This window comes from Peribacillus sp. YIM B13482, from assembly GCF_042787975.1.
Classification (GTDB): Bacteria; Bacillota; Bacilli; order Bacillales; family DSM-1321; genus Peribacillus; species Peribacillus simplex_A.
Genome location: NZ_JBHZPF010000082.1, coordinates 1 through 13,263, shown reverse-complemented (window position 1 = coordinate 13,263; position 13,263 = coordinate 1). Strand labels below are relative to the sequence as shown.

Sequence of the window (13,263 nt, the reverse complement as noted above, 5' to 3'; positions counted from 1 at the left end):
TCAGGACTCTCTCATTCTACCAAGAGGTTATTTTTTTGTTCAAACTTCAATTTCACTGATTACAGGAATGCTGCCCCGTTAGTTTAAGTAGGAAACTTCACAATCTCAATAGAGTAAAGCCTATTGGTACATAATCAAACCACCCCTACATTAGGATTTATGATGTCTCATAAGACTTGTGTCAAAATGCTTAGCGTTGTAAATCCGCACTTTTCCTGACTCTACCCCATGCCCATCAAGTTAAAGTTTTGTAGTACCCCCAGAACGAAATTTTGGACTTTCTTGTAACTTATAAGCTCAATTTATCGTTTTGGGGGTGACCTATTTTCTTGGCTTGATGGGCATGTGGCTGTACCCCTTTATAAAGAAAATATTTCACTGGAAGAATTAAATGAGGTTGAAATTAAAACAGAAAACCTTATAGATAACTTTGAAAAACAGCTAACTGCCATTGATGATGAAATATTTGATTTTGAAAAAATGAAGGACTGTTTTTCTATTTATAAAAATAGTTATCCTTTAATTACAGACTATAAAAAGTCTGATGATAAAACAAAATTTAAGCAAGAAAATTATTATCAATTTAAGCAATATGATATGGCTAAAAGGAATATCCATTTTCTTAAAAAGCATTATGGGATTGATGAAGAATCGAGTTTTCATTATAAGTTGTCTATGATGAAAAATGAGCGTAATTTACTTTATGGCAGCCTTGGAAAACGGAATGAAAGAGCAAGAGAATTGGAGCGTCAAGAACGAGAAAGAAGGGAATTGCAGCGAAGAAAACGCTTAGACGAAAGATAAAAATTAAGAGTAAATCAAGATACTTTGTGGTATAAATTTAATTACGTGGAGGGATATTTTAAATCAGGAGGTGCGTATTATTAAGGTGTGGGACGACATTATGACTGCTCGGGAAGCAAGCGTTGAACTTGGAAAAAACACTAAGTATGTTTACCTTCTTTGGAGACGTGGATCTGATGTGCTGCTGAAAGACAGCGTCCAAATGAAAGGAAGTACACTCCTTATTACAAGACAGGGTTTTGAACATTTAAAGCTAATTGCAAACGAGGGATCACATAAATTGATTTAACAATAATAACCTATACACACTTACACTTGCAAGCGTACCCATATACATACTTAGGGTACGCTTGTTTGTTTTTTGTAAAGTGAATTACTCACTTCCTAGATCAGGTGTCCGAAGAAAATAAAGTATTAGACTCGAGTTGTTGATTTAACGCGGTTTTCAAGTTTAAAAATCGTCAGCTCTTGAGAAATAAGTTTTAGACTATTTGATTCTAATAAACAGAAAACAAATAATAACCCGAAAATAAAGTATTAGACTGTTTTGATCTTTCAGACAAAAAATGGAAACTGTAGTAATTCAGTCAAGAAGAATTATTACAGTTTCCATTTTTCTAATTTTATTATCAGTTATTTTTCACACCAAATTCTAGAATCTTATCAAAATAATGCTTAACTTCAGAAAACAACTCATCATATTTTTCTTTTTCAAGAACATGAAGCTCATTCTCAAGTGTGATTTTCTTTCTAAAATGTATTTCAGGCTCTTCTACAACCAAAAAATAAACAAGTCAACTTGTGTTTATTAAGTGCTTTGGCAACCTTGTTCTGTCGAGCATAGGAGCCAATCTTACCCATAATAAGGGCACCAGACACTCTACCCTCACGAATAGAATGTACCAAGCGTAAAGGTAGTGAAAAATGAAACTGGAAGCAAACAACAAGTTAGTCATGATTGGAGATTCCGTCACGGTACGAATGCGGCTGTAACGGCCGATAAGAGATTAAGGAACAAATAGAATCTTGTCAATGAAATAGGAGGCTTCTTGGCGAAGCAAAGGTGCTTTGGACCGGAAATCGACTGAACCGTCAGAATTGGTTATTGTGACTGGATCCGTAACTCCGGCAGCAACAAGCTTGCTTACGGCCTTGATAGCCGATTCATCGGTTTGCCCTGCCAATCGCACCTCATCGCCAAGCGGCCATGGAAGAGGAATGCGCGTTAAAATGACGGCCATTTCTTCCCGAGTTATCGTGCGATCCGGTTCAAATCGGCCTCCAGTCTCCTCCCCCAACCAATGCTGCTCGACCGCTGCCTGTATCTCTTTGACCGCAAAATGGTGTTCGATATCCGTATAACCGGATTTCGATTTGGAGGGCGGATAGCCGACAGCATGCAGTAGCATTGTGATGAATTCCGCACGGGTCATGGGCGCCTTGGGGTCAAAGCTGCGCCCATCTCTTCCATTGATGATATCCAGCGAATGGAGCTTTTCAATAGACGGTTGGTAGGGGCTTTCTTTCGAGACATCGAAAAACAGCGCTTTTTCCTGTATTTTGGGCGAATAGGCTATCGGTGACTTCGCAGGTCTGTACATATTAGCAATACCGCCATCCTTTTGTTCAATAAATGCTATTTTCTTCCCGTGGTCATCCATAAACAACAAGGGATCTATCTTTTTCAAAGTAGTCTTGCTATTCCTCAATTTGTATCTGTCTTCCGCTACAAGTTGTCCGTTATTGTACGTAATTCTAGTCACAAATGACGGGGTATGCAGGTCTTTGTATAATCCGACGTAACGCGCGGCTTGCTGTTCTGTCAGAGGTGATACCGATTCAGGCGTCTTGGTGCTCTTCGGATAATAATGGTCCATAAAGGCAGCATACAAATCCGAGCGCAATTCGGAATCATTATTATAAATGACGAACATTCCCGTTTTGCGCTCAGGCAGTAGCCATGTAAATGAGGCATGTCCGGGGATGTTCCCACCTTTGCTGACGACATACTGACCATTCGACAGTTCATTGAAAATGCTTTCAAATCCATAGCTTGTAATAGGTATGGCCGGATGAGCGAAAACGGAAAACTTGCTCATTCGCTGAACACTTTGTTCGCTTAACATTTGCCGATCTCCGGCCTTTCCTTTTTGCAGAAGCATGGTCATGAATTTAGCCATATCGCTTCCAGTGGACAACATTCCGCCCTGAGGCATGTCCGTAGGATAAAGGCCATACTCCGGATATGGCGTGCCTTCCGGATCGTAAGCTGCAGCCATTCGGGCTTTAAGCTCTGGGGTTACAAGATCATGGGAAGAATTCATGCCGAGCGGCTGAAAGATGTTTTTATCCATGTATTCATGAAAAGGGAGCCCGGTAACTTGTTCCACGGCATATCCCGCCAAAGCAAAAGCATAATCGTCATACTGGTAGGCTTCCCCCGGCGTCCGGACGATGGTTGGCATTCGATCCATTAAGAAATCTCGAAGAGAATTCTCTTGATTGAGAAGATCGGGCGAGGCGTCATCGTCTTTTTCATATGGGAAATCGAACCCAGTCATGTGGGTCAGCATATTTTCCATAGTTAGCGGTTTACCTGTCGAATTGGGTATTGTGATACCTCCGAGATAAGATTGGATGTCCTGATCCAGCTTGATCTTCCCTTGGTCAGCAAGCTGCAGCACAGCCGCAGCCGTAAGTGTCTTAGAAATGGAACCGATGCGAAAAACGGTATTGGAATCAACTGGGGTTTTGCTTTCTTTGTTTGCATACCCGTATCCTTTGGATAATACCACTTGTCCGTCCTGAACGACGACGAACATGGCACCCGGGACATTGAACTTCTTCAGGCTTTCCCCAAAGTAATTGTCCGCGAAGGCCTCCACTTCTTTGGGGTCAACCGGACCGCTTGGAGCAGTAGGAACAGCTGCAGGCTGAATCGCTGTGATTGTTTGCCCCTTAAGAGGGAGCTGTTCCGTACTGACACTATACCCTCCGACCAAAGCAATCAAGTAAGTCACAGCTAGAGACGTGCTTAGCGTTACAGCGAGCACTTTTGAAACTCTTTTTTTACGCATTAGAAAATCCTCCATCAATAAAATTAGTATAGTCTAGAAGTACCCTCTCAGTGTAACATGATGGATTATTTCCCCACACAGTCTTCCGTCTAGTTCATTCCCTAGCCTAAGGTCAAGCAAAAAAGGGGATGTTGATGGACTAGTTTCAAGTTCTATTGATACACGCAATAAAGACTTGGAAAGCAGAAAAATTGAAAACTACCTAATTACAGATGAGAAGGCTGATTTTTCAACTTCTAAAGTATTGTTTGCAGACATTACCTTTAAAAATGGTAGCGAATCAATTATTCCTTTCAATGTTGTAAATGGGGCACCTCACGAAACGGAAAATATAGTGCGTTAAGCCCGACAAGGTGACCACATATGTTCATAGAATCGGTGATTGAGCCACCAATAAGGGGAAGTACCACCTCATGATGTTTTTGAGACTCGGGGGTAAAGATCCATGTACAGTACATGGAGTTGATCGAGGACACAGTAACATGTAAAATTGATCCTACTCCTCTCCCCCCAAGGCTCCAGTAGCAAGTACCTCTCCAATTTACGTAACAAATTTTGAATCTTCGGGAACATAAAAAGGCTTGAACACTTTGATAAATGTCCGAACCATATAAAAAAATTATAACAAAAATTTGCATATCTGGGATGACGATGTGGTTTCGATCCACGCTAGCGCTCACATTCAGAGTGTTTTCTTCTTCTGACTAATTGCGTGTATATATTTAATTGTAAGTCTCCATAACACTTTCCCCAACAAAAACATCAACACACCAATCACAATAGAAGTTGGTAAGAACTGCATTGGGCTTGGTGTAAATGCTCCAATTTGGATTGTGATTCCGGTAATATCATATCCCATAAGATGCCCGACAAATTTAATAATTCCGCCTATTGGTGTAATAACTCCACTTATCATTAAAGCAATGGAAAGAGTACTGATAATCGGCAAAACAAACATACCGATGGCGCCTGCAAAGCTGCTACAAAAAGCAAATACAGCGGCGAGTTTACGCCAACTAAATTTACTGTTCTTTGAAATGGCATCACCTAAGTATGCTTTCGCTAATTCTTTTGGGTTTCCTAACCTTTCGATGATTTGCTCAGTAGTAAGACCAGTATTTTGCAACTCAAGCATTGCACTTTTGATTTCTTTTACAATGTCAATACGCTCGGAAGAGGACAAAGCTTTTAAATACTTTTCAATTTTTTCAAGATAGTTATCCATAATTTTATACTCCTTTAATTTCTGCTATAGCAATTAATAAATTATCCCATTCTAAGGACATAGCGTTAGGTATTCGTTTCCTTTTTTTGTTATGGAATAATATTTTCTCGGTGGCAAAGCCTCTGTACTATCTTGCTAAGATGAAGAAACATATTCTTCTTTCAATAATCTTCTAAACAGAGGATAAATTGTATTCTCTTTTACAGCAACGATAGGAAAATGCTCTAACTTACTTATGATTTCATACCCATAATATGGTCTTCTGCAGAAAGAGTAGCGTATTTATTCATTGTATGGAGGATTTTTTTTATTAACTTAATATCGTTGGGTTGCCGCCATAATTCCAAAAGCCCCGAAGTGAGTTGGGGCTTTTGGACCAGAAAGATATATTTTTAACTATAAAAACTATGATGAAATTTTTCCGCTTTTTCCGTATTTCCTACTTGTTAAATTCAGCAAATAAAATGTTTTTAAAAGGATTAGGACTGTTATCTCTACCCAAACTGTTCAAACTGACGACCAACGTATGATTGCCTCCAAGTGTACCTCCAGCAATCGTAGAAAACCCTAGAATGCCACCTGTGTGTCCCCATATCGAGACACCATTTGAAAGCTTAAATTCAAAGATTCCAAGACCATATCCTTCGATTCCTTTTCTTCCTACAGGAACTGTAGTAAGCATTTGTTTTAGTTGCTCTTCCTTCAGTAACTTGCCACCGAGCAAGTAAGAGAAGAATTTATTTAAGTCATCAGCATCAGAAATCATATCTCCAGCCGAGCTTCCTGCACTTGGATTATAATAAGTTACGTCTTTTATCTCACTTGTTTCGTCTGGTTGGGAATATCCCCGGGCATGCTTGGTGCCTGGAATAACGCTTGAATTGCCAGGTAGGAATGTATCCAACAATTCAAGCGGTTCAATAATCCGATTTTCAATCTCTTCCGCGTAGCTGTTTCCGGTTACTTTTTCAATAAGAATACCCAATAATACGTATCCTGTGTTTGAATAAGACCAGCCCTTTCCTGGAACAAAGTCTGGGGGCAGAGAAATCCCCAACTTCACTATTTCTTCAGCCGTATACGATTTTTTTGTATCCATAAAATCAGCGTCTTTGGATCTTGAGTATTCGGCGATACCACTTGTATGGTTCAATATCTGCCGGATGGTAATCTGATTACCATTATATCCGTTTCCTTGAATGACACCAGGCAGCCATTTTTCGATGGAGTCGTCTAGATTCAAGCGGTTCTCTCCAGCTAATTGAAGTACAACCGTTGCGGTGAACGTCTTCGTCACGCTGCCAATGCGAAAGCGATAATCTGTTTCCATTGGTTTCTCGGTGCTCAGATTCGCTACCCCAGTGGCATAACCCCACTTTTTTCCACCCTCAGAAGTTTTAGCAAGTATCCCCGGGAATCCAAGTTGCAATGTATCCCGCATAGCTTGCTTGACGGAATTATGATCTTGTTGAGTGCTTGTTTGTAAAGAACTAGATTCATTTTGAGTGAGCTCTGCTTTTACAATTGAGGTTGGCGAAGTGTATAGCAGGGAACTTCCAGTTATTAAAAGGGCCAGACTAGCAAATGTAATTTGACTACGTACTTTCATAAGGCATTCCTCTTCTCTATTTAATATTATAAGTTTATAATCATCTTCATAATTATTGTTTTACCAACGCTATTCTGTCCTAACAAGCGGATCGCATACTGTATTCCACTAACACCATAATCGGACAACAACTTCGAGGCGAGCTCCTGTGCCTTTTCTTTTACTGTTTCATTATTCGTTAAAGCAAAAGCAGGGGTGACCGGTATTGCAATAAGCATAGCGGTCATTACTATAGAAATCATCTTCTTCATTATTAATTCCCCATCGTATTTCTTCTAGATGTGACTTACTGAATTCATCATACAAGGAAGAATACTGTTAGAATGAAAAGCGCCCTGAAACGCAAAAAACAATCCCTAAACAACATGTTGTCTAAGGATTGTTCGTTTAAAATGGCAGTAGGACCATATTATGAAATACTTTATGTTTTGTTTCAATGGTCATATGACCACCGTACTTGTCGCAGATTCTAGCTATGTTCGTTAATCCAATACCATGAAATTCCGGGTTTGATTTTTGGCTGTTTAAGTGGGCAACTTCATTCTCCACATGATTCATGATGTGAATGAGAAGGGTAGACTCGGTAGAATGTATTTTTATAAGAATGTACCTATCTTCTGCGACTTTCGACTTTTTAGAAGCCTCTATTGCGTTATCTAGCATATTTCCAATGACAACACATAAGTCATAACGGTCAATATGGACTACTTGTGAACATAAGTTAATCTTTGTATCTATTCTTATGCCATTGGCTTGTCCAATACTAAGCGTATTAGTGACAAGAGCATCTATAACGAGATTCCCCGTATTAACCCGCTGATAGGCTCCTTCGACTTTATTTAATGTCGTCTTAATATGTTCCAGTGCAGTTGTTAACTCATTTCGCTTAATACACTCTTCAATATACAAAAACTGCTGATTCGTATCATGAATGATTCTTTTAATGGATTTGAAGCTGTGAACGACTTTTTCGTAATTCGCATCCTGATAGTCCATCTGATGTTGCAACTGAGTATTCTCATGCATGAATTGAAATTTATCAATGATCGTATCAAAAATATAGAAAATCATAACGTTTAAAAATAGTAATACTATGACGGATATGAAAGAATAGGCGTCCTTATAAGTTAGAATATTCAGTTGGTATATACTTACGATAGGAATAACCGAAAAAAATATGTAGTAACGATAATGCAAAGAGTAACTTCTACGTTTTGCAAGTAGTCGTATGATCTGAATGATAGCAAACATGATCATGCAGCTGAGTAAAATAGCTTTCGTGTAGGCTATTGGATCATGTTCTTTTACAGGGTCAAAGCTAAACTCAACTGAATATAGGGTATAAAAAAAATAAAGAGATATAAAATTAACGAGAGATATTAAAACACCGTAAAACAAAGAAAAAATGATCTTTTCTTTAATTTCTACTTGATAAGATTGCGCAAAACTAAATATTATGAGCAATTGTAGAATCAAAGATAAAATAGGAGAGATAGGAATAACCAGATAGGTGTAATCAAGCACCCCAAAGATAAGGAAGTAAATGAATCGGTTTTGTTTTTTAGCTGATTTATCAAAAACCGAGTTGAAGAAAAAATTAATTTGCAAGCCCATCACAAATATAATACTGAAGACAATAAGAAAATTATTTTGAATCATATCAATCGACCTTCATAATCATAAATTTGGTGTAAGTATCTTTAATCTCTTTAATTTTAGAACGGCCTATAGGTAATTCCATACCATTGGACATGAGAACCACTCCGCTAGCAAATTTCTTCACATGAAGCAGATTAATAATAATGGAACGATGGATTTGTAAGAAGTTACAGTCCTTTAAGGCCAAAGCATAATCTGAAATGATGCCTTTACTTTCATAGGTTTGATTAGTGGTGGTGAAATGTAGTTTGCTTTTTATAGTTAAGCTTTTGGCGGCTTCAATACTAATGAGGTCATCATATTTTATAATGACTTCTTCATAAGATGACTTGATGACCATAAACTTTTTATCAAGCGCTTGAAAATATTGGCATACCTTGAGGATTTTCTCCTCCATGATCGATGCGGCAATAGGTTTTATCAAATACTGGAATGTCATGACATCAAAACTTTCCACCATATATTCAGGGTAGCTTGTCAGAAAAATAATTTGTTCATCCAGGTTATTTAACCCTCTTATTTTCCGGGCTGTTTGAATCCCGTTTATCCCACCCATTTCAATATCCAAAATTAAAATATGGAATGGAGTTTCATTGCACTCATAGTAGGATATCAACTGCTCCCCCGAGCCGAATAATTCGATTTCAAATTCTATATTTGTTTTTATGGATAAAGTAATTAGGAAGCTTTTAACAAGCTCACTTTGTTTTTCCTCATCATCGCAAATAGCCACTCTATACAAAAATGATACACCTCTCATATCTAATACCTTTATTCTAAAACCCTATATAAGCATGATACAACCTTTTGACTTTGTATAGATAGCTTTTGGATGAAATGCAAATTAAAATCCTTCAATAGCAAATGAACGAGCTTCTTTTTCGGAGTTTCTTTGCATACTTATCCCCCTGAATATTTCCTTGACTGTACCTTACCAATTTTCGGAGGTGTTTTGAATGTCTTATTTATAACATCCATTTGGAGTTAAGCTGTAATTCCAAGCTGTTTTAGATCAGGTATTTCCTGAATATAAGGGTGTATTTGGAGATTTACATTCTGTTGTATCTTTGAAAACATTGTTGGCGTTCCCTACCTCAGATGAAGTTCTGAGCGCTGGAGAGGAAAAATTAACAGAGATGATTGCATCTTTATGTGTACGAAGATCTGGTAGTTGGGCTGCTCAAAAAGCAAAAGCACTTATGGCAGCAGCTGATCGGAATCCATTCTGAAAAGCTCCATTACAAAGCCATCTATTCACCCTAGAAATGTATGTAAACATGCTGCTTCATTATTAAGAGCATCTTGCAGTCCTTGAAAAGCAGATGAATGATCTTGCTAATGAAGATAATCCAATCGATCCCCGGTATTGGAGAAAAATCGCGGCAACGATTATTTCAGAAATAGGCCAGCTAAATTCGTTTAATGCTAGGTATTTTAGAAACGCTGCACTTGTGTAGGCAGAATATGCTTGATATGAATCGTTTTTATCTTTATCTCCGAAATCACAAACAGATTTACATACAATTACTTTTGGTTTTGGAGTAAAGAAATTCTCTACAGCATAAAACACACCGTACGACTCCATATCAAGTCCCTTTAATTTTCTATTGTAAGGATCTATAAAACGTTTGATAATCTCATCATTTTGTACTACAACTGACCCGCATGCCATAGGACCAACGACTAGACTTAGTGAAGTTTCTGGTTTGTCACTAGGCCATGTCCGCTTTATCTCACTTAACTGTTTACTGTAGTCTTTGTTAATTATCTCTTTAATTTCAACATCCAAATCTAAATATTTGGGATCTGGCTGAAATAAAAAATCTTCAGTTTCTCCTTCTTTTGAATCATCTACTGATACAATCTTACCACTTCCATAATCCAAAACCTCAGTTGGAATAATTATATCTCCATAATTCATTTGCCCACGTTTCCCAGCTGCTATACCAACCATGCTTATATATTGGGGCCTAAAGTTATTAATTAGTTTTGCTGTTAGTACTGCTGCTGCTGCTGCAAGAACAACAGACTTACTTTTACTCCCATCAACAATTAAGCCTTTAAAATAAATTGTAGGATCATTTTTGAGTTGAAGTGTCTCCACATCTGTTAACATTCTCATCATTTTTGACGAGTTTCTTCTATTATATAGTGACTTTTTTAAAGTCACTTTCAAATTCCTTAACCAACTTATAAAAAGTCGTCTTTTTAACACCTAATTCCGCCATGGCTTTAACGGCTGTCATCTCTCCTGCTTTCCAAAAATCATAGACTTCTTTAAACTCTTCCGTTACTTGAGCTTTCGGTCTGCCGAAAGGCACACCGTTTCGTAGTGCCACATCAATTCCTTCACGTTGCCGTTTTCGTATACGGTCCCGTTCCTCTTCCGCCATCCAGGAAAGTATTTGTAAAACTAAATCAGCGATAAATGTACCTAGGCTATCCTTAAATTGTGTAGTATCCAATAATGGCATATCCATAACGACGATATCTGCTTGGATATTTTTCGTGATGTCATTCCATTCCTGTAGAATCTCTTCTTTGTTCCGACCAAAGCGATCCAGAGAGTGAATGTAAAGAACATCTCCTTTTCGAATCATACGTTTTAATAATTGATATTGAACCCGATTGAAATTTTTTCCACTTTGTTTATCTAAAAAGATATCACGTTCATTGAGACCTTTTTCCAACATGGCTTGAAGTTGTCGTCCTTCATTTTGATCTTTGCTACTCACTCTTATGTATCCAAATTTTCGGACATCCATTTTTTTACTCCTTCTTCTACTTTTCTCTCTCTTATTCTATCAAAAACGTTCGTAAAAGTGTATGCAAAACAGAGAACGTTCATAAAGTATTTTTCAGCTTTAACGAACGTTAAAATAAGATGATTTTGCATAAGAAATACTCGTTCGTAAAAGTCTACTTTTATGAACGGTAGCAACAATGCTATACAGCCAATTTCCCTAATCCTTTTGGGATCAATGCATCTATCAGTTTTTCAATAATATTGGTCATAAGCTTCTTCATGTTTATATGTTCCAGTTTCTTCTGTATACGGACATTTTGTACATTTGTAAAAGATTTTTTGACCATGACCATCCCAACTATGCAAATCCCTTACTATTTTATTGCTACATTTTGGACATTTAGGAATACTTTCCTCATATAGTCTTTTACACTCTTTGACATAGGCTTCATCAGTCACTTCTTCAATAATTCCGTCTAAAGCATCTTTAAGTCTTAGAAAATATTTTATTGTAATTCCTTTCTCCGAAGCAATGCTTAGGAGCTGATTGTGCATTTCATGAGGTTGTTCCTTGGATTCACTGAAGTCAGTTTTATTATCTGTAACGAAATATAGTATTGGCTCGGAAGCCTTTTCTAAATAGTTAACAAGGCTTAAAAATAAAATGGTATCCCCTGTACTATTTTTATCCTTATGAAAAGGAGGATGTTTTAAAAGTCCCCAGTTCGCTGCTTCAATCTTTATATTGTCCTCTGTGGGAATTTTGTGACCTAATTTCATCACATCTTCCACCACTGAAATAGTATTTTGACCTATGTACTCAACCTGTTTTGTTTTAAACTGTTCTGCTTGCGAAATGAGTTCACTTAGCTGTTCTTTTTGTGCCTGATCCATAACAATTTTATCCCGAAAACTCATTGTTTTTCTGTTAATATCATTGATACTGTTTAATTCAACTTGATAAACCTTTTCTTCTTTATTGCGATTCCATTCTATAGTAAGTTGATCGGGTACCAAAAGTATAGAGTCATATGCTAAATGTAAGTCTGCGATCCTTACAAAGTTTTCAAAGTCACCCTTAGAAGCATGGTTTAGCCAAGTACATGTATCAATGAATAAGAAAATTTCTTTTTCTCTTAAAACCTGCTGAATCACCATGCCGTCAACTGTTTCAATTTTTACATCCTTTTTGTTACGCTTAGAGTATTGATTCTCTTGAAACCTAAAATATTTATTATTCTTTGTTAGCCTTGAGATTAATTCATAACGATCCATTGTAAGCCCCCATAAGTAAATATTGTCCATACAAACAATAGCACAGTGCAAAAGATATAGTGAGTTTGAATTCTTTATGAACTAATGTACGAAGACACAAAGATAAGTACATTGGGGACATGAATTTGAGTACATAGAGTTATTAATCCACTCAAAACCGCACCAATTCAATCTCTAACTGTTTTGAGATACAAAATCGAGTACATTATATACAGTCATATAAATTTATCTGTAAACACAAAGGGGAAGGCAATATCTATACCCTCCCCTTTTTCGAACACAACTTATTTTTTTAATCTTCTTGATTATTTTATAAAAAAGATTGATTATTTTTGTGATCCTTAATGAACTCCCTCAGTTTAATAGATCATGCTCACGAATACTCGCTTATTCGCAGGATTTCATACCACATGGTATAGGTTGCTTTAGATGAACGAAAGAGATAGGACCGTTTTGATAAGATGAGAGCAGATTGAAATAGGGGATCTATTAAAAATCCCATATTATTACATATACTGCACGCATTTTCCACGCTGCCCTTGGATTTCCCTCCCATGTCTCAACGGGTCATAATCCTATGCCCTTTCATTCCTTCGTCATACCTATCCAAGGGGTGGAGGCCGGTTTTGCTAACGGAACGGGTCATTGCCCTTTTGTTCATTACATCCAGTACTTCGTGCTTTCTTTGAAATCCTACGAATAAGCCAACTTTCGTTAATCACAATGTGAATGTAAATTTACGCTGCTAGTTGTTCAAGAGGGAAGACCATTTCCGGTTTATAGGCAGAGCCATTACGAGCAATCCCTACTAGAACACGGGCAAGTTTTCCACATAGTTTCATGATGGATTTCATTTTCTTAATCTTCT

At 37.5% G+C, this 13,263-nt stretch carries 11 protein-coding genes and 3 pseudogenes; 3 read left to right on the top strand and 11 right to left on the bottom strand.

The annotated features are described in order from the left end of the window. Window positions 1–345: 345 nt before the first annotated feature. Both ACFX4L_RS23555 and ACFX4L_RS23550 read left to right on the top strand, forming a co-directional pair. Complete coding sequence (locus ACFX4L_RS23555) at window positions 346–804, top strand: hypothetical protein (RefSeq protein ID WP_377387066.1); 459 nt, start codon at window positions 346–348, stop codon at window positions 802–804. A 100-nt stretch (window positions 805–904) separates the two neighbouring features. Next, complete coding sequence (locus tag ACFX4L_RS23550; RefSeq protein WP_289336585.1) at window positions 905–1,093, top strand: helix-turn-helix domain-containing protein; 189 nt, start codon at window positions 905–907, stop codon at window positions 1,091–1,093. Window positions 1,094–1,608: 515 nt separating this feature from the next. Here the strand turns inward: ACFX4L_RS23550 and ACFX4L_RS23545 are convergent. The 8 genes and pseudogenes from ACFX4L_RS23545 to ACFX4L_RS23510 form a co-directional block, all read right to left on the bottom strand. After that, window positions 1,609–1,716 (bottom strand): annotated as a pseudogene (locus tag ACFX4L_RS23545) (Tn3 family transposase); the annotation flags it as partial. Between the two features lie 95 nt (window positions 1,717–1,811). After that, entirely contained in the window at window positions 1,812–3,881 is a 2,070-nt protein-coding gene (locus ACFX4L_RS23540) for a serine hydrolase domain-containing protein (protein ID WP_377387069.1), read from the bottom strand. A gap of 682 nt (window positions 3,882–4,563) precedes the next feature. After that, on the bottom strand, window positions 4,564–5,106 hold the full coding sequence (locus ACFX4L_RS23535; protein WP_284470668.1) for a DUF1700 domain-containing protein: 543 nt from the start codon (window positions 5,104–5,106) through the stop codon (window positions 4,564–4,566). Window positions 5,107–5,241: 135 nt separating this feature from the next. Beyond that, on the bottom strand, window positions 5,242–5,319 hold the full coding sequence (locus ACFX4L_RS23530) for a hypothetical protein (protein WP_260399069.1): 78 nt from the start codon (window positions 5,317–5,319) through the stop codon (window positions 5,242–5,244). Window positions 5,320–5,545: 226 nt separating this feature from the next. Beyond that, window positions 5,546–6,715 carry a serine hydrolase domain-containing protein gene (locus ACFX4L_RS23525; RefSeq protein ID WP_377387072.1) on the bottom strand — a complete coding sequence of 390 codons (1,170 nt, stop codon included), beginning with the start codon at window positions 6,713–6,715 and terminating at the stop codon, window positions 5,546–5,548. A 26-nt stretch (window positions 6,716–6,741) separates the two neighbouring features. Next, window positions 6,742–6,966: a hypothetical protein gene (locus ACFX4L_RS23520; RefSeq protein WP_377387075.1), complete on the bottom strand. Its 225-nt coding sequence runs from the start codon at window positions 6,964–6,966 to the stop codon at window positions 6,742–6,744. Between the two features lie 136 nt (window positions 6,967–7,102). Beyond that, window positions 7,103–8,374 (bottom strand): GHKL domain-containing protein, encoded by a 1,272-nt coding sequence (locus ACFX4L_RS23515; protein ID WP_377387078.1) that lies wholly within the window; start codon window positions 8,372–8,374, stop codon window positions 7,103–7,105. 1 nt (window position 8,375) lies between these two features. Continuing rightward, a complete protein-coding gene (locus tag ACFX4L_RS23510; protein ID WP_289336589.1) occupies window positions 8,376–9,116 on the bottom strand; it encodes a LytR/AlgR family response regulator transcription factor in 741 nt (246 codons plus the stop codon). A 253-nt stretch (window positions 9,117–9,369) separates the two neighbouring features. On the opposite strand from ACFX4L_RS23510, the pseudogene ACFX4L_RS23505 reads away from it, so the two are divergent. Further along, window positions 9,370–9,798 (top strand): annotated as a pseudogene (locus ACFX4L_RS23505) (transposase); the annotation flags it as partial. 89 nt (window positions 9,799–9,887) lie between these two features. On the opposite strand, the pseudogene ACFX4L_RS23500 reads toward ACFX4L_RS23505, so the two are convergent. From ACFX4L_RS23500 to ACFX4L_RS23490, 3 genes and pseudogenes are all read right to left on the bottom strand, one after another. Beyond that, a pseudogene (locus tag ACFX4L_RS23500) lies at window positions 9,888–10,490 on the bottom strand (phosphorylase family protein); the annotation flags it as partial. 28 nt (window positions 10,491–10,518) lie between these two features. Beyond that, window positions 10,519–11,139: a recombinase family protein gene (locus tag ACFX4L_RS23495; RefSeq protein ID WP_377387081.1), complete on the bottom strand. Its 621-nt coding sequence runs from the start codon at window positions 11,137–11,139 to the stop codon at window positions 10,519–10,521. Between the two features lie 233 nt (window positions 11,140–11,372). Continuing rightward, window positions 11,373–12,395 carry a PIN domain-containing protein gene (locus tag ACFX4L_RS23490; RefSeq protein WP_377406412.1) on the bottom strand — a complete coding sequence of 341 codons (1,023 nt, stop codon included), beginning with the start codon at window positions 12,393–12,395 and terminating at the stop codon, window positions 11,373–11,375. Window positions 12,396–13,263: the final 868 nt, after the last annotated feature.

What these genes read in the sequence shown, in the direction of transcription:
- ACFX4L_RS23540 (WP_377387069.1), bottom strand. Translation starts at nt 3,881, where the DNA reads ATGCGTAAAAAAAGAGTTTCAAAAGTGCTCGCTGTAACGCTAAGCACG.
- ACFX4L_RS23515 (WP_377387078.1), bottom strand. Translation starts at nt 8,374, where the DNA reads ATGATTCAAAATAATTTTCTTATTGTCTTCAGTATTATATTTGTGATG.
- ACFX4L_RS23550 (WP_289336585.1), top strand. Translation starts at nt 905, where the DNA reads ATGACTGCTCGGGAAGCAAGCGTTGAACTTGGAAAAAACACTAAGTAT.
- ACFX4L_RS23490 (WP_377406412.1), bottom strand. Translation starts at nt 12,395, where the DNA reads ATGGATCGTTATGAATTAATCTCAAGGCTAACAAAGAATAATAAATAT.
- ACFX4L_RS23525 (WP_377387072.1), bottom strand. Translation starts at nt 6,715, where the DNA reads ATGAAAGTACGTAGTCAAATTACATTTGCTAGTCTGGCCCTTTTAATA.
- ACFX4L_RS23535 (WP_284470668.1), bottom strand. Translation starts at nt 5,106, where the DNA reads ATGGATAACTATCTTGAAAAAATTGAAAAGTATTTAAAAGCTTTGTCC.
- ACFX4L_RS23520 (WP_377387075.1), bottom strand. Translation starts at nt 6,966, where the DNA reads ATGAAGAAGATGATTTCTATAGTAATGACCGCTATGCTTATTGCAATA.
- ACFX4L_RS23495 (WP_377387081.1), bottom strand. Translation starts at nt 11,139, where the DNA reads ATGGATGTCCGAAAATTTGGATACATAAGAGTGAGTAGCAAAGATCAA.